Below are 18947 nucleotides of genomic sequence, written 5' to 3'. Positions count from 1 at the left end.
CGTTCCTGCCCGCTTGCAAGTCCGTGAAGGCCTCCTTCACTACCTTCAGGGTAGGCAAGGAGGCCTTCACGGACCCGACTCGCGCTCCGCCACAGCCAGAACCCAGCAGGCACCAAAGACACGGTCGGCTCTAACCGGCCTTGCCACTCACGACGCCTTGCGCCGCACCGGTGATGTTGCGGACCATGCCACCGAAGACGACGCCGTGGAAAGGCGCGATCCCCTTCCAGTACGCGTGCCCGGCCAGGCCGTGCGGCTCGAACACCGCCCGCTGCCGGTAGACGGTCCCACCGTCCTCATCGGACTCGACGCTGAGTTCGAGCCAGGCGCGCCCGGGCAACTTCATCTCCGCCCTCAAACGCAACATCCGCGGCCGGTCGAGATATTCGACGCGCCACCAGTCCAGCGCCTCGCCGAGATGAAGCCGCCGGGGATCCCGCCGTCCGCGGCGCAGCCCGACACCGCCGACGAGCCGGTCGGCCCAGCCGCGGACCGACCACGCGAGCGGGAACGAATACCAGCCGTGTTCCCCGCCGATGGACTCGATGACGTCCCACAGCGCTTCCGGTGAGGCGTCGGTCCGCTGCTCGCGTTTGTCCTCGTAGACGGTCCCTCCCGCCCAGTCCGGGTCGCTCGGCAGCGGATCCGACGGCGCGGACGCGGTCGACGCGTCCGACCAGCGGGTCGGCACGTCGGCGTTCCTGATCCGGGTCAGCGCCAGTTCGACGGCGTGTTCGTAATGGGTCAGGCCCTCGGCCGGGTCGGGGATGTGCTCGGCGATCGCGTGGTCGTGGCAGATCACCTCGTGCACGAGCGATTCGATCAACGGTACGGCGATCGACTTCGGCACGGGGGTGACCAGGTTGACCCATTGGGCGGACAGCCACGGGGTCAGCACCGGCACCGGCACGACGGCCCGCCTCGGCAGTCCGGCGACGACGGCGTAACGGCGCATCATGTCCACATAGGTCAGCACGTCCGGGCCGCCGATGTCGAAGGCACCGTTCACTTCGGACGGCAGCTCGGCGGCGTGCACGAGGTAGTGCAGCACGTCGCGGATGGCGATCGGCTGGATGCGGTTGCGCACCCAGCGCGGGGTGACCATCGCCGGGAGCCGCTCGGTCAGGTAGCGCAGCATCTCGAAGCTCGCCGATCCCGAGCCGATGATCACCGCGGCCTGCAGGACGAGCGCGGGCACCCCGGAGTCCAGCAGGACCCGGCCCACTTCGGCACGGGACGCCAGGTGTGGCGACAAGTCCTCGTCGTCCGGCACGATGCCGCCCAGGTACACCAGCCGCCGCGCGCCCGCCGTCTTCGCGGCCTCGGCGACGGTTCGCGCCGCCTCCCGGTCGACCTCGACGAAGTCTTTGCGCGCCAAGGAATGAACGAGGTAGTAGACGACCTCACAGTCGGTCAGCGCCGTCTCGATCGAGGCCGGATCGGTGACGTCACCGCGTTCGACCTCGACACGGTCGCGCCACGGCTCCTCCGCGACCTTCTCCGGGGAACGCGCCACCACGCGGACCTCGTGACCCGCGTCGAGCAGTTGCGGCACCAGCCGTCCGCCGACATAACCCGTCGCCCCGAGCACCACACATCGCATGCCCCGAGTGTTCCCGGGGAATGCGCGCCCCGCAGTCCGAGTGGCCCGTTAGTGCGCCAGTCGACCGCGGACCTCCACGGTCGCGGCGATACTGCTCCGCAGGAACCGGGCGACCGTCCGCCGCTCTTCCTCCCCCATGTCCTGCCACGCGGCGGCGTAGCTCCGGCCGAGCGGCAGGAAGAACTCGGCGCCGATCTCGCGGGCCTGGTCGTGCATCCGCAGTTCGACCTTGCGCCGGTCGGTCGCGCTCCGGTCCCGGTAGAGGTGCCCCGCCCGCTCCAACCGGTCCAGCACCGACGTCGTCGCCGACGCGCTCAGGTGCAGCGCGCTCGCGAGCATGCTCGGACTCATCGGGGTCCCCATCCTGGCCGCGTCCATGATCACCGCGAGCGCGTTGAGGTCCGTCCGGTGCAGGCCGTGCGCCTCGCCGAACATCTCGGCGAACCGGTCCGACTCGACGGTCAGCTGCCGCAGCAGGAGAACCAGCAGGTCGTCCGTGACCTGTTCGACCTCTTCAGCGCCCTCCGGCATGTCCGAAACCTCCCCTCCTGTTGCCCCGTCCGGGTGACCACTCTACTATTTCGATGGTCGAAATATTCACTCGTCGAAGTAGCACTGCCACGGGAGCCATCCGTCCATGATCTCGGAAGTCGAACGACCCACCCGCACGCGGTCACGTCTGCGGTGGCTGCTCCCCGCCCTCGTCGCGGTCGCCTGGCTGCTCTTCGGCGGGTTCAGCGGCCCGTTCGCGGGCAAGCTGAGCCAGGTCACGGAGAACGACAGCAGTAGTTTCCTGCCCGCTTCGGCCGAGGCGACCGAGGTCGGCGAGCTCCAGAAGCAGTTCTCCAGCTCTTCCGTCATCCCGGCGATCGTCGTCGCCGAACGGCCGTCGGGCCTGACCGAGGCCGACAAACGGTTCCTCACCGACCGGACGTCGAGCACGCGGCTCATCCCCGCACCGCAGAGCAACGCGGGCGCGCAGGTCGTCGTGCTCCTGGACGCCACGAGCGACCCCGGGGACGGCGTCGAGGCACTGCGGGACGCGCTCGCCCGCGACACCCCCGACGGGCTGAAAGTCCTCGTGACCGGCCCCGCCGCACAGGTCGCCGACCTGAAGGAGGCGTTCGGCGGGATCGACGGGCTGCTGCTCCTGGTCGCGGGCGCGGTGGTCGCCCTCATCCTGATCGTCGTCTACCGGAGCCCGCTGCTCCCGCTGCTCGTCCTGTTGTCGGCGGTGTTCGCGCTGGGAACGGCGAGTCTCGCGGTATACCTGCTCGCGGACCACGACGTGCTGGCGCTGAACGGGCAGAGTCAGGGAATCCTGTTCATCCTCGTCTTCGGCGCCGCGACCGACTACGCGCTCCTGATGATCTCGCGCTATCGCGAAGAACTCAGGACGACCGACGACGCCCGGTCCGCGCTCCGCACGGCCTGGCGTTCGACCATCGAACCGATCGCGGCCTCGGCCGGGACCGTGATCCTCGGCGTCCTCTGCCTGCTGTTCAGCGACCTGAACTCCAACAAGGGACTCGGCCCGGTGGCGGCGATCGGCATCGGCGCCGCGTTCCTCACGACCATCACGTTCCTGCCCGCCGTCCTGGCCTTGTGCGGGCGCAACGCCTTCTGGCCCTTCCGACCGGCGGTGGCCCCGCCGAAGGAGGAAACCGGCGGGCTCTGGGGCCGCGTCTCGGGCTGGATCTCGCGTGCGCCGCGCACGGTCTGGATCGTCACGACCGTCGTCCTGCTCGCGGGCGGCGCGTTCCTGCCGCAGCTCAAGGCTTCCGGCACCGCGCAGTCCGACGTCTTCCTCACCCCCGTCGATTCCGTGGCGGGACAGGAAGTCCTTTCCCGCTACTTCCCCGGCGGCTCCGGTTCGCCCACGGTGATCATCACCCCGGCGGGCCAGGCTCAAGCGGTGACCGTGCTGGCGCGCGTCGAAGGCGTCTCGGACGTCCGTCAAAGAGCCGATGCGGGCGGGCTCGCGAAGATCGACGCGGTGCTGGCCGATCCCCCGGACTCGGACGCGGCCGTCGCGACGGTCCAGCGGATCCGCGAAGCCGTGCACACCGTCGACGGCACCAAGGTCGGCGGACCGACGGCGACCCTGCTCGACACCAGGGAGACCTCCGAGCACGACCGTATGGTGATCATCCCGATCGTCCTGGTGGTGATCTTCCTCGTGCTCGCCCTGCTGCTGCGATCGCTGCTCGCGCCGCTGCTGCTGATCGGCACGGTGGTGCTGTCGTTCGCCGCGACGATGGGGGTCTCGGCGCTGGTGTTCAACCACGTCTTCGACTTCCCCGGCGCCGACCCGGTCGTCCCGCTGTTCGGCTTCGTGTTCCTCGTAGCGCTGGGAATCGACTACAACATCTTCCTGATGACCCGGGTTCGCGAAGAGGCGGGAAGGATCGGAACCCGGGACGGCACCTTGCGCGGCCTGCGCGTTACCGGCGGCGTGATTACGTCCGCGGGCGTCGTGCTCGCCGCGACCTTCGCCGCGCTGGCCGTCCTCCCCATCCTCTTCCTGGCTCAGCTGGCGTTCATCGTCGCGTTCGGCGTTCTGCTCGATACGTTGCTGGTGCGTTCGCTGCTGGTACCGGCGCTGACGGTGGACGTCGGACGGAAGATCTGGTGGCCGTCGAAGCTGGCGAAGACCGGCCGGGAATGAACGCGGCGATCACGGTGAACGAGCGCCCCTGGCCGTAGCCTGGTGACATGAGCGACGAGCAGGACGCCATCGACGAGCGGATCCAGGACGCCGGCGAACGCGGCGACCTGGCCGAACTCCGGCGGCTGGCCGACGGCGGCAGCAGTGACGCGGCGGACCAGCTGATCGAGACGGCGACCGAGCTGGGTGCGCTGGACGAGCTGCGGCGGCTGGCCGGACGCGGTAACCAGGACGCCGCCGATCAGCTGGCCGAGCTCACCGAGGAGTAGCTTCTCGCATCGCGGGGATCAGCATGGGAAGCGCGGCCACGAGCGCGAGGCCCCGCATGACACCCGCGACAGGGTAGGGAACGCGAAGCCCGAACCTGTGCGCGAGCAGCCCTCCGGTCAGCGCGCCGAGCGGCATCAGCCCCCAGCCGAGCAGCCGGTACACGCTGTTGACGCGGCCGAGCAACGACGCGGGCACCTCCCGCTGCCGGACGCTGACGGTGACGACGTTCCAGATGGTCGTCACGAAACCGCTCACCGCCAAGAGCCCGCCGAGCAGGGCGACGTTCGGGCTGAACCCCATACCGACGAAGACGACGGCGTTCACGGCGAGCGAGACGAGGAGCGCGCGGAGGTCGCCGAGCCGGGCGACCAGCCGGGTGATTACCAGCCCGCCCACGACGCCACCGATCGCCGCCCCGGCGAGCAGCAGACCGAACACCCCCGCCCGGAGATGCAGCACGTCGGTCACGAACAGCACGAGAGTCGCGTTCCCGAACTGGCCGCAGAACGTGTTGATGCCGAGCAGCAAAGCGAGTGTGCGTAGCAGCCGGTGTTTCCTCAGCCAACGGAGTCCGTCGCGAACTTTCGCCCGTTCAGTGGGTACATGCCGCCTTCTCGGCAACCCGGCCAGAAGGATTGCGGCGACGATGAACGACGTGGCGTCGACGGCGAACGGAAGCGTCCAGGCGAGCGCGAAGAACAGGCTCCCGAGAGGCGGTCCCAGGAACTGCCTGCCGACGATCAACGCCACTTGCTGACTGCCGTTCGCCTGGTGCAGCAGGCTTTTCGGGACGAGGTCCGGGAGCGCCGTTTGCGCCGCGTTGTCGTAGAAGACGTCGCACGACCCCAAAGCGAACGCGAACACGACGAGCGCCGTTACGTTGACGAGTTCGGCCGCGACGAGCGCGGTGAGCACCCCGACGATCAGGGCTTGGAACGTCTGCGTTCGCCACATGAGGGTGATTCGGTCGGCCCTGTCGACGACGGATCCCGCGACGAGGGACAGTAGGAGCCACGGGAGGTACGTCGCGGCGGACACAAGAGCTACGTCCCGCGCGTCGCGGCTCACCGTCACGGCCAGCAACGGCAGCGCCGCGGTGAAGACGCCGTTTCCGAGGCTGTCGATCGCGGTGGCCCGCCACAGTCGTCGGTAGGCGTTGGGCAGGTCGGTCATGATCGGATCGTGGCGACGTCCGGTGTTCCGGAGACACCATTCAGCTCTGGGCTACATACTCGGACGATGCCGATGACCATCGAACTCGGTGTCGCCGAGCTGGCCGCGACCCGGTTCGCGATCTCGCCGCTGTCCGAGACCGTGGCCTGCTTGCAGCAGCTCGCCGGGATCGATCGGAACGCGGTCAACCTGCCCTGGCTTCGGTGGGCGCGCGAGGAACTCGATCGCGAGCCACTCGACCTCTCGCGGACTTGGCGGTTGCTCGTGACCGGCAGGCTCGGCTGGCCGGAGTTCCTCGTCCCTGCCCCGCGAGACTCGGGGGATTCCCTCGAAAACGACCTCAGCGCGCTGCGGCGAACCCCTGTAGACCGGGTGAGGGCGTGCCTCGACCGGGTCTTCGGCGAAACGCTTCCTCCCGCCGCCGCGGCTCTAGCCGACGACCCCGCGTCCGGTCTGCGGGAGGTCGCCGAGGAACTGCGCGAGGCCCACGATCGCCTTGTCGCGCCGCATTGGCCGCGGATCCGGGCGGTGCTGGAGGCCGATGTCGCCTACCACGCCCGGGCACTGACCGCGGGCGGCGCCGAGCGGTTGTTCGCGGACCTGCATCCCGACCTGCGCTGGCACAACGATCAGGTGGTCCTGGCCGGCGAGCGCTGGCGCGATCGGCATCGCGTCATCACGCGAGGGCCGGGTGGCCTCGTGCTGATGCCTGTCGTGCTCGGGTCGCCTTATGTCCTGGTCAAGGAGAACACCTCGACCCAGACCACGATCCGCTATCCGGCGCGGGGAACCGGCGCCCTGTGGACGGCCGGAACCCGATCACCCGGGGCCGGCACGGTACGGCTGCTGGGCAGGGCGAGGGCCGACCTTCTCTCGGCGCTGTCCTCCCCCGCCACCACGACCGACCTTGCCCGTACTCTCGGCGTCACGCCGAGCGCCGTCTCCCAGCACCTCAAGGTTCTTCGGGACAGCGGCCTGGTCGCGCGGGAACGCTCCGGTCGCAACGTCCTCTACCTCACGACCCCGCTCGGCGAGCGCCTGCTCTGACGATCAGAGGTCGATCAGTTCGACGGTCACCTTCGCCACATCACCTTCCTCGATCCCTTCGGCCTTGCGGACCGCTTTCTTGACCGGCAGCACGTACGCGCCGCGTTTCGAGTCCGGGAAGATCGACGTCTTCCATTTGCTGCCACCGATGCCGACCTGGACGCGGACCGCCCCGAACCCCCGGCGCGGGCCATCGGTGATCTCCCGGATCTCCTCGGAGACGTCCTTGGGCAGGCTCACGAAGGTCCAGGTCTCCCCACGGCGGGCGTCCCAGACCCAGAGCTCGGCATCGAACACGACGATCATCGGTGGAGCCTCGCACACGGCACCGACAGTTTCAGCGGCGCGAGGCTAACGTGACCGGGTGGACTTCGTCGTGATCTTCGGACCGCCCGCCGTCGGCAAGATGACCGTCGGCGAGGAGCTGTGCAAACTCACGGGGTTCAAGCTTTTCCACAACCACATGGCCGTCGAGCCGGTGCTCGGCATCTTCCCGTTCGGCTCGCCGCCATTCGGCAGGCTCGTCAACGAGTTCCGCCGCCGGGTCATCGAAGAGGCCGCGGACGCGGAGCTGCCGGGGCTCGTCTTCACCTACGTCTGGGGGCTGGAGCTGCCCGAAGACGCCGAGCTCATCGGCTCGTACGTCGACATCGTGGGGTCACGCGGCGGGCGGACGCGGTTCGTCGAGCTGTACTCGGACCTCGACGAGCGCCTCAAGCGCAATTCCACCGAGCTGCGTCTCGACCGCAAGCCCAGCAAACGCGATCTCGAGTTCTCGCACGCCAACCTTCTCGAACTCGACCGCGACTACGTCATGAACACCGACGAAACCCGCCGGGTCCATGCCCAGGACCTGATCGAGCGGCACGGTCACCTACGTATCGACAACACGCGTTTGAGCCCGGCCGAGACCGCGGCGCTAATCCAGCGTCGGATGCCGCAGTGAGCGGCTCGTGCTCGCGCCGAGGACGCGTGAGGCCATCCACGCCAACGCGTCCGCCGTGCGCGCGGGAGTGTCCGACGGCTGCATGATGTGGCTCAGCACGGTCCGGACCACGACGTCGATGGCGACGTCGAGATGCTCGCCGTCCAGCGGCGGGTCGTAGGCGCGGACACGGCCGCGCAGCATGATCGTCGCTTCGCCCAGGAGGCTGCCCGCCCGGACCGTCAGCAGCGGCAGCAGTTCGGTGTCGGCACCATGCGTGGCCGAGACGATGGCGCGCAGCAGGAGATTGTCGTCGGCGAGTTCGAGAACGCCGCGGACGGCGTCGTGGATCGCCTCGACCAGGTCCTCGGGGTGCCGTTCGAAGGCATCACGGACGACCGAGAGGAACCGCGCGAGTTCGTGCGAGATCATCGCTTCGGCCAGCTGGGTCTTCGAGCCGAGTTCGTTGTAGACGGTCTGACGGCTGACCCCGACGATCTCCGCAAGCTTGCTCATCGTCACCGAGGACCAGCCGGAACGCACGGTCAGCTCGATCGCCGACGCGACGATCGGCTGCCGGTACGGCCCTCCAGAGACCGGTGCCTCGCTCATGATCGTCATTCTAAGCAGCCGTTTCGGCGGCGAAAGCCAGCGCCTCGGGCCACGGCGCCCGTCCGGCGATGTGGCGGCGGTACTTCATGATCTCGCGCGGCCGGTCGACGGTCAGCGCGCCGACGATCCGGTCCCCGCGCCGGTACAACGCGGTGAAACCACCGGAAGCCGGGACCGCGGTCACCACCTCGTCCGCCCGCGGGGTGCCGACGAACTGGATCCGATGGTCGTACCAGTCCGACCAGAAGTACGGCACCGGAGCCAGCGCGCGGGCCGACTCCGGTGCCAGCGCGTGACGAGCGGCCGCGGCACCCTGCTCCGCGGCGTTCGTCCAGTGCTCCAGCCGCATCAGTTCGCCGTCGAACAGCGGGTTCGCGGCGTGGGCGACGTCGCCGGCGGCGTACACGCCGGGCACCCCGGTCGCCAGCGTGGCATCGCACACCACGCCGCCGTCGCCCTCGTGCAGCGGGACCCCGCTCCCCGACAGCCACCCGGTGGCCGGGACGACGCCGATGCCGGCGACGACCAGGTCCGCCGGCAGTACCTCGCCGTCCGAAAGCCGGACGCCGGTCACCACGCCACCATCGGATTCCAGGCCGGTGACCTTCGTGGACAACCGCAGCTCCGTGCCCGCCTCCCGGTGCAGCGAAGCGCACATCGCACCGGCCTCGGCTCCGACAGAACGCGTGAGCGGGACGTCGAGCGCCTCGACGATCGTGGCCGTCAGCCCGCGCTTGCGGGCCGCGGCGGCGACCTCCGAACCGATGAAACCCGCCCCGATCACGACCGTCCGGGCCCCGTTGTCGAGCGCGGCCCGGACGGCCAGGGCGTCCTCGGCGGTCCTCAGCGCGTGGACCCCGGCGATCCCTTCGCTGCCGGGCAACCGCCGCGCGGTGGCGCCGGTCGCGATCACCAGCGCGTCGTAGGGAACGGTCTTCCCCGCCACCGCGACCTCGCGAGCGGCGGTGTCGAGCCCGTCCGCGGGAGCGCCGAGCATCAGTTCGACGCCGAGCTCGTCGCGCAACGCTGTCTCACCATGGAACGGTTCGACCTTCTCGGGGCCTTCGACGTCGAGAAACGCTTTCGACAGCGGAAGCCGGTCATAGGGCGGGTGATCCTCAGCGCCGATCAGCACGATCCGCCCTCGGTACCCGTCCCGGCGCGCGGCCTCCACCGCGCGCAGTCCGGCCAGTGACGCGCCCACGACGACCAGCGCCATGGTCAGTCCCGCAGTTTCAGGGCGAGGACGGGGCAAGCGTCGACGGCGGCCGCCAGGTCCTGCCGGTGCTCCTCGCCCGGCTGTTCGTCGAGCACCACGACCGTGCCGTCGTCACCCACTTCGAAGAAGTCGGGCGCCATCGCCTCGCACATGCCCAGCCCGTCGCATTTCGCGCGGTCCGCCTCGATCTTCATCATGCTTCGACCCTTCCCGGTGCCACGAAATCGACCTTCTCCCGCACCCCGCAGTCCGGGCAGCACCAGGAATCCGGGATCGACGACCACGGCGTTCCGGCGGGGAAGCCTTCCCGCGGGTCGCCGAGCTTCTCGTCGTAGACATAGCCGCAGCCAGGGCACATCCCGCCCTCGGTCGCGTCGCCGTGCGTGTCTTCGGCGACCGTGGACGACGAAGTGACGCGGGTTCCGTAGCGCGCCAGGATCTTGCCGCGTTTGGACGGCTGGATGTTCGCGCGGGAGATGTCGCCGTCGAAGTGCGCGAGCACTCGCGGATCCATCACACGACGCCAGACCGGCGGGAACAGCGCCAGCACGATCATCCCGGCGTACCCCGTCGGCAGGACCGGCGATTCCGCGAAATCACGCAGCGTCTGGTAACGGCGGGTCGGGTTCGCGTGGTGATCGCTGTGCCGCTGCAAGTGGTAGAGCAGGACGTTGGTGGCGATGTTGTTGGAATTCCAGCTGTGGCTGGGATCCACCCGTTCGTAGCGACGGCGGTTCGGCGGGCCGACCTTCTGCCGCCGCATGCCGTAGTGCTCCATGTAGTTCACGACCTCCAGCAGCGAGAAGCCGATCACGGCCTGGATCACCAGGTACGGCAGGATTCCCGGGCCCAGCCACACGGTCATCGCCGCCCACAGCAGCGCGGACATCAGCCAGGCGTTGAGCACGTCGTTGCCGATCCGGAACGGATGCCGGTCGCGCCGGGCGTACCGCTTGCGCTCCAGGCCCCACGCGGATTTCAGCGAGCCGAACACCGTGCGCGGCCAGAACCGGTAGAAGCTCTCCCCCACCCGGCTGCTGGCCGGATCCTCCGGGGTGGCCACCCGGACGTGGTGACCTCGGTTGTGCTCGATGTAGAAGTGGCCGTAGAAACTCTGCGCCAGCGCGATCTTCGACAGCCAGCGCTCGTGACTCTCCTTCTTGTGCCCGAGTTCGTGCGCGGTGTTGATGCCGATGCCACCGATGCAGCCGATCGAGATCGCCAGGCCGACCTTGTCCACAACGGACAGATCACCCCGGGCGATCAGCCAGAAGGCGGCCACGAAACCCGCGTACTGGATGGGCAGGAACGCGAAGGTGATCCAGCGGTAGTAGCGATCTTTTTCCAGCCGTTCGATGACGTCGTCCGGCGGGTTGTCCCGGTCCAGCCCGGCGACGAGGTCGATCAGGGGGACGACCACGAGGATCACGATCGGCCCGATCCAGAACCACACGCCCCATCCGGTGGCCGCGTGCAGTCCGATGGCCAGGAACGCGAGCGAGGGCACCACCAGGCCGATCAGCCACAGATACCGCTTGCGGTCGGTCCACCGGTCGGTCGAGCCCACCGGAATCGTGCCCGTCATCTCGCTCATCGCACCCTCCTCCATTGGCTGGGTTTACAAAACTATAGGCGATGTACACCCGGTTTGACAAGTAGACATCTTTTGTAAACCCGCCGTTGCTTCATTTCGTGAGAACTTGGCGATATCTTGTATTCGTAAGGAAACTTACTTAACTTGTGACGACACGCCGCGATCCACTTCGTCCGCCCCGAAGGAGCGCGAATGCCCCGATCACCTCGCCCGATCCGCCCGGTCGCCGTGGCCACCGTCGCCGCCGCCCTGCTGGTCCTGCCCGCCACGACCGCCACCGCGAGCACAACGGCGAACAGCCCCTGGCCAGGCGGCTCAGCCGTGTCGAACGCCGACGATTCGGACGTTCTGGGCGGCAACATGAGCGGCTTGTCCTTCCAAGGCGCCGACGTCCTGTGGGCGGTGAAGAACGGGCCAGGCACGCTTTACCGCCTCGTGCGCAATGGCTCGAAGTGGAAGCCGGACACCGCCAACGGCTGGTCGTCCGGCAAGCAGCTGCGCTACCGCAGCGGCAAGGGCGACCCCGACGCCGAAGCCGTCGTGGCCACCCCGGACGGCGTGGTCGCGGCCACCGAACGCGACGGCGACAACGACAAGAAGAGCGCGCTCAAAGTGCTCCGCTATGACGTCTCCGGCTCGGCCAAGACCCTCACCGCCAAGGCCGAATGGGATCTGACGGCGGATCTGCCGAAGGTCTCGGCCAACGACGGGCTCGAAGCCGTGTCGTGGATCCCGGACAGCGCGCTCACCGCGAAGGGGTTCGTGGACGAGCGCACGAAGGCGCCGTACAACCCGAGCACCTACCCCGGCCACGGCACCGGCCTCTACCTCGTCGGCCTCGAGAGCAACGGGATGATCTACGCCTACGCGCTCGACCAGGCGGGCGGGAAGTACACCCGTGTCGCGAGTTTCGCGAGCGGCCTCGACTCGATCATGGAGCTCGAATACGAGGGCTCGACCGGCAAGCTGTGGGCGATCTGCGACGACAACTGCGACGGGAACTCGACGACGCTCGCCGGCAACACGCAGGGCAAGTTCACCGTGACCAGCACCTTCGACCGGCCGAGCGCGATGCCGAACTACAACAACGAAGGTTTCGCCATCTCGCCCACCTGCGCCTCCGGGAGCAAGCAGGTGGTCTGGGCCGACGACGGGAACGAAAGCAGCCACGCCCTCCGGGCCGGCACGCTTTCCTGCGGCTGAGCACAGGGGGTCGTGCAAGGCGGAGCTTTCGCGGCACGGCCTGAACTGGTCCGCGGGAGTCGATCGCGACCTCAACCGTCCACAAGAGACGCTCTTTTCAGCCGGTACGCCCGTTTTGGGTACTTTGCGTGGCCTTGCGAAGGGGGTCGTGAGTGATAAAGAGCGTTCTAACCCTCTTTATCACTCACGACCCCGCACGGAACAGCCTATACAGGCATAAATCGGACGCTCAATCGTCGCCGAACGTCCTATGTGGACGCTCGGGACGCGGCGGTCGGCGGCCAGGTCCCAAACCGTGCCCTCAGGGGGCGAAGATGGCCTACTCAGCAGGATCGATCCTGCTGATTTGACCTGCCGCCCAACCTACCCGGAGCTTTCGCGTGACTGAAGGGACGGCACGTGTGATCAGACGGACGACACGCGTGACTGACTGGACGCCACTCTCGCCACCGGGCCCCCATCACGTGCCGTCCGTCCGATCACACGTGCCGTCCATCTGATCACACGTGTCGTCCGCTCGGTCACCGGTGCCGTCCATCTGATCACACGAACCCGCCTCGCCACCGCTTGCCACTGGAGTGCACCGATTCCTGCCTTTTCGCCATCCCGTTCCTGGACTAGTTTGTCGGCATGAAATTCGCCTCTCTCGCGATTCTTCCGGCATTGACCCTCCCACTGTTCCTGCCGTCCGCGGCACTGGCAGGCGACGGCTGGGAATCCATCGGCACCGGGATGACCTCGGGCGCCAGCGGCATCGCCGTCCTCGACAAGGACGGCGACAGGGTGGACGCACTTGTGTTGCGGGACAACAAGAAGTCCGGCGAGAACCGAGCTGTCAGGGTCCGGCTCGACCGCGGTGAGGTGTCCAAGGTGGACAAGATCGACTGGCCCGGCGAGCTCCCGGTCGACTTGGAGGCCGCCGAAGCCGTACCGGGGAAGTCAGGCGAATTCATCGCGCTGGCCAGCGACGGCAAGGGCTTTCACCTCGACCTGAAAGACCGGCGGCTGAAGATTCTCGGCACGTTCCGGGTACCGAAGGGCGATCCGGACGACAATTACGAGGGTTTCGCCCTGAAAAAGGTGAATGACCGGTTGTTCGCGGTCTGGGCGGACCGGGGGCAGGACGCCCGTCCGGCCACGCTCTACTCCGCGGAGTTCTCGGTCTCGAAACTGTCCTTCAAGAAGCCGAAGTCACAACCGTTCCGCGTCCCATACCCCACCGCGAACGTCCGGCACACCTCGGACGTCGAGATCACCGCGGACGGCCAGGTCCTGATCTCGGCCGCCTCCGACCCCGGCGACGACGGCCCGTTCGACTCGGCCGTGTACGCGGCGGGTGTACTCCGCTCCGACGGTTCGATCGCCCTCTCCCCCGCTCCGGCGAAGATCGGCGATTTCCCCGGCCACAAGATCGAGGCCATGACCTGCCTCTCGCGCTCGTGCGGCACGCTCCTCTACGGGACCGACGACGAAGCCGCGGGCGGTAGGCTCCGGATCGCGACCAGTGACGACCCGGAGGACCAGTGATCAACGAAGACCTGCGCGAGCGCCGCCACAAGATCATCGAGGAGCACATGGACACGGAGGTGACCCAGGAGTTCGACCGCACCCTGGGCACCTTCAACGGCCATCCGCACTACGAGATCATGGCGACGGGGCAGATCTTCGACGGCGACGAAGAGGTCATGGGTTACTACCGCATGACCCGCACGGCCTTCCCGGATCAGCGGCACGACAACGTCCGCTACCACTTCGCCGACGAGTCGGTCATCGTCGAATTCGACCTGCTCGGCACCAACCTCGGCGAGTTCTACGGCCGCCCGCCCACCGGCAAGGCGTTCCGGGTGCCGATCATCGCGGTGTTCTTCTTCGACGGCGACAGGATCACCAACGAGCGCGTCTACTTCGACGCCGCCAGCCTGATCACCCAGGCCGGGCACGCCGAACTGCTGAACCTTCTGGCGTCGGGCGAGGTCTGAACGAACGGCCGGCGCCCTCGGCCGTTCGGCCGATGTGGACGGACGGGGCTCGCGGCGAGGCTGGCGAAGCCCCGCCGCCGAGCCTTGGAGAACCGCCCATGCCCCGCAACCGGGTCGCGATCGTGCTGCTCGCGACGACGATGGCCGCGCTGACGGCACCGGCGCTCGCGTCCGCGTCGCCCGCCTCGCTCGATTGGAAGCTTTGCAAGGACGTCGCCAAGGGCTGGGAGCCCGCGGACGACCAGCGCACCGAATGCGCCATGGTGCCCGTCCCGGTCGACTACGCGCAGCCGGAAGGCCGGAAGATCGACATCGCGGTCTCGCGGCGGAAGGCGACCGATCCCGCGCGGCGGCGAGGCGTCGTACTGCTGAATCCCGGCGGCCCCGGCCAGTCCGGGATCCACGAGCCTCGGTGGATCACCGACAGCAAGGCCGCCGGGATCGGCGTGGACCACGACCTGATCGGCTTCGATCCGCGCGGTGTCGACTACAGCGCCGACGACGTCGCCTGCCCGCCGCTCCCGGGCGACGACGCCGAACCGCCGTCTTCCTTGCCGGACAAGGAAAAAGCCAGGTTCGTGTTCGAACGGGACGCGAAGGTGAACCAGCGCTGCGTCACCGCCGATCCCGAGTTCGTCCGCAACCTGACCACCGAGAACGTCGCCCGCGACATGGACCGGATCCGGGAGGCGCTGGGCGAGGCGAAGATCGGCTTCTACGGCGTCTCCTGGGGCACCGCCCTCGGCGCCGCCTACCGCACCGCGTTCGACTCCCGGGTGGACCGCATGCTGCTGGACTCGGTCATGTCGCCGACCTTCGACGTCGGCGCGATGGACGACGCTATGGTCGCGGCGGGCGAGATCACGGCCAGGGACTTCGCCGCGTGGATCGCCCGGTACGACGCCGTCTACCACTTCGGCGACCGGCAGCCCGCGGTGCTCGAAGCGCTGCTGAAACTCCGCGACGAACACGGCGAGACGGTGACGAACCACCTCGCCGGCCCGCGCCGCGAGTGGGCGAACGCCGCCAAGGCGCTCGCGGCCCTGCGTGACGGCGGCGCCCCCTCCACGAAACCCGTTGCCGGACAAGGTCGCGGATTCGGCTGGGACGTGAACCCCAACGGGTTCAACACCTTCCAGCAGACGGCGATCCTCTGCAACGCGTCCGAAGGTCCGCGGGACTTCGAGACGATCTGGCAGCGCAGGCTGGAGCGCATCAGCGCGTATCCGGCCATCGCCTCCCCCGGTTTCTGGAACGGCCGGTGCGCGGGCTGGCCGTTGCCGGTCCAGCCGTGGAAGTTCACGCCGGGGACCAGTCCGCTGCAACTGGTCGGGCACACCTACGAACCGGTGACGCCGATCGGCTGGGCGGTGGCCATGCGCGAACGGATCGGCGGCGCCCTGCTCACCATCGAGGACGACCACCACGGTTCGCTTTCCTCGCTCCCCTGCGCGAGCAGGGCCGTCGAATTCTTCTCGACGGGCAAGACCGACGACGGGTCCTGCGCCGGAGCGCCGATCCCGCCGCCGTCCGGCCGGTGACGCTCAGCCCTCGATGCGCGAAAGGCCGAACGCGGTGAGGAAACCGGCGACCGTGATCAGCCCTGTCCAGAGATGCGCGTCTTCGAAGGCCTCGGGGATCATCGTGTCCGCGATCATGGCGAGGATCGCGCCGCCCGCGACCGCGGTGATCACGGCCAGGACGGCACCGGAAGCGCCTCCGAGAACGCCGTAACCGAGCAGGGCCGCCACACCACTGATCACGGCGATACCACTCCAAAGCGTGAAGACATAGCGCGGACTGCGGCCCGCCCGCTTCATCCCGGCCGCGCTGGACAGCCCTTCCGGGACGTTGCTGATGAACACGGCGGCCACGGTCACGACGCTGACACTTCCGCCGCCGAGCAGGCTGGTGCCGATCACCATCGATTCGGGGACGCCGTCCAGCAGGGCACCGAGCGCGATGGCCGTACCGGACCCGGCCTGCTCGGTCTCGGACGGCTGCTGGCCGCCCGAGCGCTTGCGATGCCGGGCGCCTCGCCGGGCGAGCGCGATGTTGGCGAGGGTGTAGATGAGCGAACCACCCAGGGCGCCGAGAGCGGTCGGCAGGAAGCCGCCCTTTTCGTGCGCCTCGGCGATCAGTTCGAAGGAGACGGCGGAGATCAGCACGCCGCTGCCGAAGGCCATCACACTGGCCACGGCCTTGCCCGGGATCCGGATCAGGAAACCGAGCATCGCCCCGAGCAGCAACGCCGACCCGGCCAGCAGGCCCCAGCCACCCGCCGCCAGCAAGTCCCACACGTGAATCGTCTCCCTTCGTCCGGCGGAAACACAGCGGGCCGGCCGCGAAACGCGGCCGGCCCGGTGTCAAGCCAGGTTCAGGCTCGGATCATGCCACGTCGTACCGGTCGAGGTTCATGACCTTGTCCCACGCCGCCACGAAGTCGCGGACGAACTTCTCCTTCGCGTCGTCGCTGGCGTAGACCTCCGCCACCGCGCGAAGCTCGGAGTTCGACCCGAACACGAGGTCGGCACGGGTACCGGTCCACTTGACCTCGCCGGTCGCGGTGTCGCGGCCTTCGAAGGTCTCCGCGTCACCGTTCGCGGCGGTCCACTGAACTCCCATGTCGAGCAGGTTCGCGAAGAAGTCGTTGGTCAGCGACCCCGGCTTCTCGGTGAACACGCCGTGCTTCGAGTCCTGCACGTTGGCGCCGAGGACACGCAGACCGCCGACGAGGACGGTCAGCTCGGGCGCGCTCAGGTCCAGCAGGTTCGCGCGGTCGATGAGCAGGTATTCCGTCGGGAGACGGTGGCCCTTGCCGCGGTGGTTGCGGAAGCCGTCGATGGTCGGCTCCAGCGGGGCGAACGACTCGACGTCGGTCTGCTCCTGCGTCGCGTCGGTGCGGCCCGGGGTGAACGGCACGGTCACGTCGTGGCCGCCGTCCTTGGCCGCCTTCTCGACGGCCGCGACGCCGCCGAGGACGATCAGGTCGGCCAGCGAGACCTTCTTGCCACCGGTCTGGGCGCTGTTGAACGCCTCCTGGACGCCTTCCAGCGTCTTCAGCACCTGGGCGAGCTTCGCCGGCTCGTTGACCTCCCAGTCGCGCTGCGGCTCGAGGCGGATGCGGGCACCGTTCGCGCCACCGCGCTTGTCGCTGGCGCGGAAGGTCGAGGCCGACGCCCACGCGGTCGAGACCAGCTGCGAGACCGACAGGCCCGAAGCGAGCAGCTTCTCCTTGAGGGAGGCGATGTCCGCGTCGTCGATCAGCTCGTGGTCGACGGCGGGCACCGGGTCCTGCCAGATCAGCGTCTCCTGCGGCACCAGCGGGCCGAGGTAACGCTGGATCGGGCCCATGTCGCGGTGGGTCAGCTTGTACCAGGCGCGGGCGAAGGCGTCCGCGAACTCGTCCGGGTTGTCCAGGAAGCGGCGCGAGATCTGCTCGTAGACCGGGTCGAACCGCAGCGACAGGTCGGTGGTGAGCATCGTCGGCGGGCGCTTGAGCTCACCGGTCTCGGGGTCGGGCACGGTGTTCGCGCCCGCGCCGTCCTTCGGCTGCCACTGGTGGGCACCGGCGGGGCTCTTGGTCAGCTCCCACTCGTAGCCGAAGAGGTTCTGGAAGAAGCCGTGGCTCCACTGGGTCGGCGTGGAGGTCCAGGTGGTCTCGAGACCACTGGTGATGGCGTCCCGGCCCTTGCCGCTGCCGAAGGAGTTCTTCCAGCCGAGGCCCTGCTCCTCGATCGAAGCGCCCTCGGGCTCGGCACCGACGTACTCGTCGGGGTTCGCCGCGCCGTGCGCCTTGCCGAAGGTGTGGCCGCCGGCGATCAGCGCGACGGTCTCCTCGTCGTTCATCGCCATGCGGCGGAAGGTCTCGCGGATGTCGCGGGCCGCGGCCAGCGGGTCCGGGTTGCCGTTCGGGCCTTCCGGGTTCACGTAGATGAGGCCCATCTGCACGGCGGCCAGCGGGCCTTCGAGCTGACGGTCACCGCTGTAGCGCTCGTCGCCGAGCCACGTGCGCTCGGGACCCCAGTACACGTCCTCGTCCGGCTCCCACACGTCCGCGCGGCCACCGGCGAAGCCGAAGGTCTTGAAGCCCATGGTCTCCAGCGCGCGGTTGCCGGTGAAGATCATCAGGTCGGCCCACGAGATCTTGCGGCCGTACTTCTTCTTGACCGGCCACAGCAGACGGCGGGCCTTGTCCAGGTTGCCGTTGTCCGGCCAGCTGTTGAGCGGGGCGAAGCGCTGCATGCCGGCGCCCGCGCCACCACGGCCGTCCTCGATGCGGTACGTGCCGGCGCTGTGCCATGCCATACGGATCATCAGGCCGCCGTAGTGGCCGAAGTCCGCGGGCCACCACTCCTGCGAAGTCGTGAGGACGGCGTCGACGTCCTTGGCCAGCTCGTCGAGGTCGACGGTCTTGAACTCGGCGGCGTAGTCGAACCCGGCGTCCATCGGGTCGGAGGCGGCGGTGTGCTTCCGGAGGATCTTCAGGTTGAGCTGATTCGGCCACCAGTCGCGGTTGCCCGCGCCTTCGGTGGGGTGGTTGCGTCGCCCCGCCGAGACGGGGCAGCCGCCCGCGCTCTCTTCGTTCATTTCGCCGACGACGGCGTCCGGGCTGTCAGACACGGGAATCCTTCCGAGGATCAGGGCTTGCAGG

General features: G+C 68.6%; 18 protein-coding genes. 8 read left to right on the top strand and 10 right to left on the bottom strand.

Going from position 1 to position 18947, the window contains the following annotated elements; translation table 11 throughout:
- Window positions 1-130 precede the first annotated feature (130 nt).
- Both CFP71_RS25365 and CFP71_RS25360 read right to left on the bottom strand, forming a co-directional pair.
- Window positions 131-1603, bottom strand: coding sequence for an SDR family oxidoreductase (locus CFP71_RS25365; RefSeq protein WP_093936448.1), 1473 nt, complete (start codon window positions 1601-1603; stop codon window positions 131-133).
- Between the two features lie 48 nt (window positions 1604-1651).
- Complete coding sequence (locus CFP71_RS25360) at window positions 1652-2134, bottom strand: MarR family winged helix-turn-helix transcriptional regulator (protein WP_093936447.1); 483 nt, start codon at window positions 2132-2134, stop codon at window positions 1652-1654.
- Window positions 2135-2240: 106 nt separating this feature from the next.
- Between CFP71_RS25360 and CFP71_RS25355 the strand changes: the two genes are divergently transcribed.
- Window positions 2241-4271 (top strand): MMPL family transporter, encoded by a 2031-nt coding sequence (locus tag CFP71_RS25355; RefSeq protein ID WP_093936446.1) that lies wholly within the window; start codon window positions 2241-2243, stop codon window positions 4269-4271.
- 47 nt (window positions 4272-4318) lie between these two features.
- Entirely contained in the window at window positions 4319-4540 is a 222-nt protein-coding gene (locus tag CFP71_RS25350; RefSeq protein ID WP_093936445.1) for a hypothetical protein, read from the top strand.
- Here CFP71_RS25350 and CFP71_RS25345 read toward each other — a convergent pair.
- Complete coding sequence (locus CFP71_RS25345; RefSeq protein WP_093936444.1) at window positions 4527-5714, bottom strand: MFS transporter; 1188 nt, start codon at window positions 5712-5714, stop codon at window positions 4527-4529. The genes CFP71_RS25350 and CFP71_RS25345 overlap by 14 nt on opposite strands.
- Before the next feature lie 66 nt (window positions 5715-5780).
- Between CFP71_RS25345 and CFP71_RS25340 the strand changes: the two genes are divergently transcribed.
- On the top strand, window positions 5781-6761 hold the full coding sequence (locus CFP71_RS25340; RefSeq protein WP_244199823.1) for an ArsR/SmtB family transcription factor: 981 nt from the start codon (window positions 5781-5783) through the stop codon (window positions 6759-6761).
- 3 nt (window positions 6762-6764) lie between these two features.
- Here CFP71_RS25340 and CFP71_RS25335 read toward each other — a convergent pair whose 3' ends face one another.
- Window positions 6765-7067: a DUF1905 domain-containing protein gene (locus CFP71_RS25335; protein WP_093936442.1), complete on the bottom strand. Its 303-nt coding sequence runs from the start codon at window positions 7065-7067 to the stop codon at window positions 6765-6767.
- A gap of 58 nt (window positions 7068-7125) precedes the next feature.
- On the opposite strand from CFP71_RS25335, the gene CFP71_RS25330 reads away from it, so the two are divergent.
- Complete coding sequence (locus tag CFP71_RS25330) at window positions 7126-7707, top strand: AAA family ATPase (RefSeq protein WP_093936441.1); 582 nt, start codon at window positions 7126-7128, stop codon at window positions 7705-7707.
- Here the strand turns inward: CFP71_RS25330 and CFP71_RS25325 are convergent.
- Genes CFP71_RS25325 through CFP71_RS25310 form a run of 4 tightly spaced genes read right to left on the bottom strand, consistent with a single transcriptional unit; the run spans window position 7681 to window position 11111 of the window.
- The gene (locus CFP71_RS25325) at window positions 7681-8307 is read right to left on the bottom strand and encodes a TetR/AcrR family transcriptional regulator (protein WP_093936440.1); all 627 of its coding nucleotides are present in this window, start codon (window positions 8305-8307) and stop codon (window positions 7681-7683) included. The two genes, CFP71_RS25330 and CFP71_RS25325, sit on opposite strands and share 27 nt — an antisense overlap.
- 1 nt (window position 8308) lies before the next feature.
- Window positions 8309-9517 carry an NAD(P)/FAD-dependent oxidoreductase gene (locus CFP71_RS25320; RefSeq protein WP_093936439.1) on the bottom strand — a complete coding sequence of 403 codons (1209 nt, stop codon included), beginning with the start codon at window positions 9515-9517 and terminating at the stop codon, window positions 8309-8311.
- Window positions 9518-9519: 2 nt separating this feature from the next.
- Window positions 9520-9714: a ferredoxin gene (locus tag CFP71_RS25315; RefSeq protein WP_093936438.1), complete on the bottom strand. Its 195-nt coding sequence runs from the start codon at window positions 9712-9714 to the stop codon at window positions 9520-9522.
- On the bottom strand, window positions 9711-11111 hold the full coding sequence (locus CFP71_RS25310; RefSeq protein WP_093936466.1) for a fatty acid desaturase: 1401 nt from the start codon (window positions 11109-11111) through the stop codon (window positions 9711-9713). The genes CFP71_RS25315 and CFP71_RS25310 overlap by 4 nt, the downstream gene beginning before the upstream one ends.
- A 192-nt stretch (window positions 11112-11303) precedes the next feature.
- Here CFP71_RS25310 and CFP71_RS25305 point away from each other — a divergent pair, with 192 nt between their 5' ends.
- The 4 genes from CFP71_RS25305 (at window position 11304) to CFP71_RS25290 (ending at window position 15834) form a co-directional block, all read left to right on the top strand.
- Window positions 11304-12314, top strand: a complete 1011-nt coding sequence (locus tag CFP71_RS25305; RefSeq protein ID WP_093936437.1) for an SdiA-regulated/phytase-like domain-containing protein — start codon at window positions 11304-11306, stop codon at window positions 12312-12314.
- Window positions 12315-12944: 630 nt separating this feature from the next.
- Window positions 12945-13841, top strand: coding sequence for a hypothetical protein (locus tag CFP71_RS25300; RefSeq protein WP_093936436.1), 897 nt, complete (start codon window positions 12945-12947; stop codon window positions 13839-13841).
- Window positions 13838-14293 (top strand): ester cyclase, encoded by a 456-nt coding sequence (locus CFP71_RS25295; protein WP_093936435.1) that lies wholly within the window; start codon window positions 13838-13840, stop codon window positions 14291-14293. Before CFP71_RS25300 ends, CFP71_RS25295 begins: the two co-directional genes overlap by 4 nt.
- Window positions 14294-14391: 98 nt before the next feature.
- Window positions 14392-15834 carry an alpha/beta fold hydrolase gene (locus CFP71_RS25290; protein ID WP_093936434.1) on the top strand — a complete coding sequence of 481 codons (1443 nt, stop codon included), beginning with the start codon at window positions 14392-14394 and terminating at the stop codon, window positions 15832-15834.
- A gap of 3 nt (window positions 15835-15837) precedes the next feature.
- Here the strand turns inward: CFP71_RS25290 and CFP71_RS25285 are convergent, their stop codons facing one another.
- Window positions 15838-16593: a ZIP family metal transporter gene (locus CFP71_RS25285; RefSeq protein WP_093936433.1), complete on the bottom strand. Its 756-nt coding sequence runs from the start codon at window positions 16591-16593 to the stop codon at window positions 15838-15840.
- Between the two features lie 88 nt (window positions 16594-16681).
- A complete protein-coding gene (gene katG, locus CFP71_RS25280; protein WP_093936432.1) occupies window positions 16682-18916 on the bottom strand; it encodes a catalase/peroxidase HPI in 2235 nt (744 codons plus the stop codon).
- Between the last annotated feature and the right edge of the window lie 31 nt (window positions 18917-18947).

The organism is Amycolatopsis thailandensis, from assembly GCF_002234405.1.
In the GTDB taxonomy this organism is placed as follows: Bacteria; Actinomycetota; Actinomycetes; order Mycobacteriales; family Pseudonocardiaceae; genus Amycolatopsis; species Amycolatopsis thailandensis.
This window is presented reverse-complemented; position numbering and strand designations above follow the sequence as displayed.

Excerpts from the sequence above, each read along its gene's own strand:
- CFP71_RS25320 (WP_093936439.1), bottom strand. The coding sequence starts at position 9,517 with ATGGCGCTGGTCGTCGTGGGCGCGTCACTGGCCGGACTGCGCGCGGTG.
- CFP71_RS25340 (WP_244199823.1), top strand. The coding sequence starts at position 5,781 with ATGCCGATGACCATCGAACTCGGTGTCGCCGAGCTGGCCGCGACCCGG.
- CFP71_RS25300 (WP_093936436.1), top strand. The coding sequence starts at position 12,945 with ATGAAATTCGCCTCTCTCGCGATTCTTCCGGCATTGACCCTCCCACTG.
- CFP71_RS25350 (WP_093936445.1), top strand. The coding sequence starts at position 4,319 with ATGAGCGACGAGCAGGACGCCATCGACGAGCGGATCCAGGACGCCGGC.
- CFP71_RS25310 (WP_093936466.1), bottom strand. The coding sequence starts at position 11,111 with ATGAGCGAGATGACGGGCACGATTCCGGTGGGCTCGACCGACCGGTGG.
- CFP71_RS25360 (WP_093936447.1), bottom strand. The coding sequence starts at position 2,134 with ATGCCGGAGGGCGCTGAAGAGGTCGAACAGGTCACGGACGACCTGCTG.
- CFP71_RS25345 (WP_093936444.1), bottom strand. The coding sequence starts at position 5,714 with ATGACCGACCTGCCCAACGCCTACCGACGACTGTGGCGGGCCACCGCG.
- CFP71_RS25335 (WP_093936442.1), bottom strand. The coding sequence starts at position 7,067 with ATGATCGTCGTGTTCGATGCCGAGCTCTGGGTCTGGGACGCCCGCCGT.
- CFP71_RS25365 (WP_093936448.1), bottom strand. The coding sequence starts at position 1,603 with ATGCGATGTGTGGTGCTCGGGGCGACGGGTTATGTCGGCGGACGGCTG.
- CFP71_RS25355 (WP_093936446.1), top strand. The coding sequence starts at position 2,241 with ATGATCTCGGAAGTCGAACGACCCACCCGCACGCGGTCACGTCTGCGG.
- CFP71_RS25315 (WP_093936438.1), bottom strand. The coding sequence starts at position 9,714 with ATGATGAAGATCGAGGCGGACCGCGCGAAATGCGACGGGCTGGGCATG.
- CFP71_RS25305 (WP_093936437.1), top strand. The coding sequence starts at position 11,304 with ATGCCCCGATCACCTCGCCCGATCCGCCCGGTCGCCGTGGCCACCGTC.
- CFP71_RS25290 (WP_093936434.1), top strand. The coding sequence starts at position 14,392 with ATGCCCCGCAACCGGGTCGCGATCGTGCTGCTCGCGACGACGATGGCC.
- CFP71_RS25325 (WP_093936440.1), bottom strand. The coding sequence starts at position 8,307 with ATGACGATCATGAGCGAGGCACCGGTCTCTGGAGGGCCGTACCGGCAG.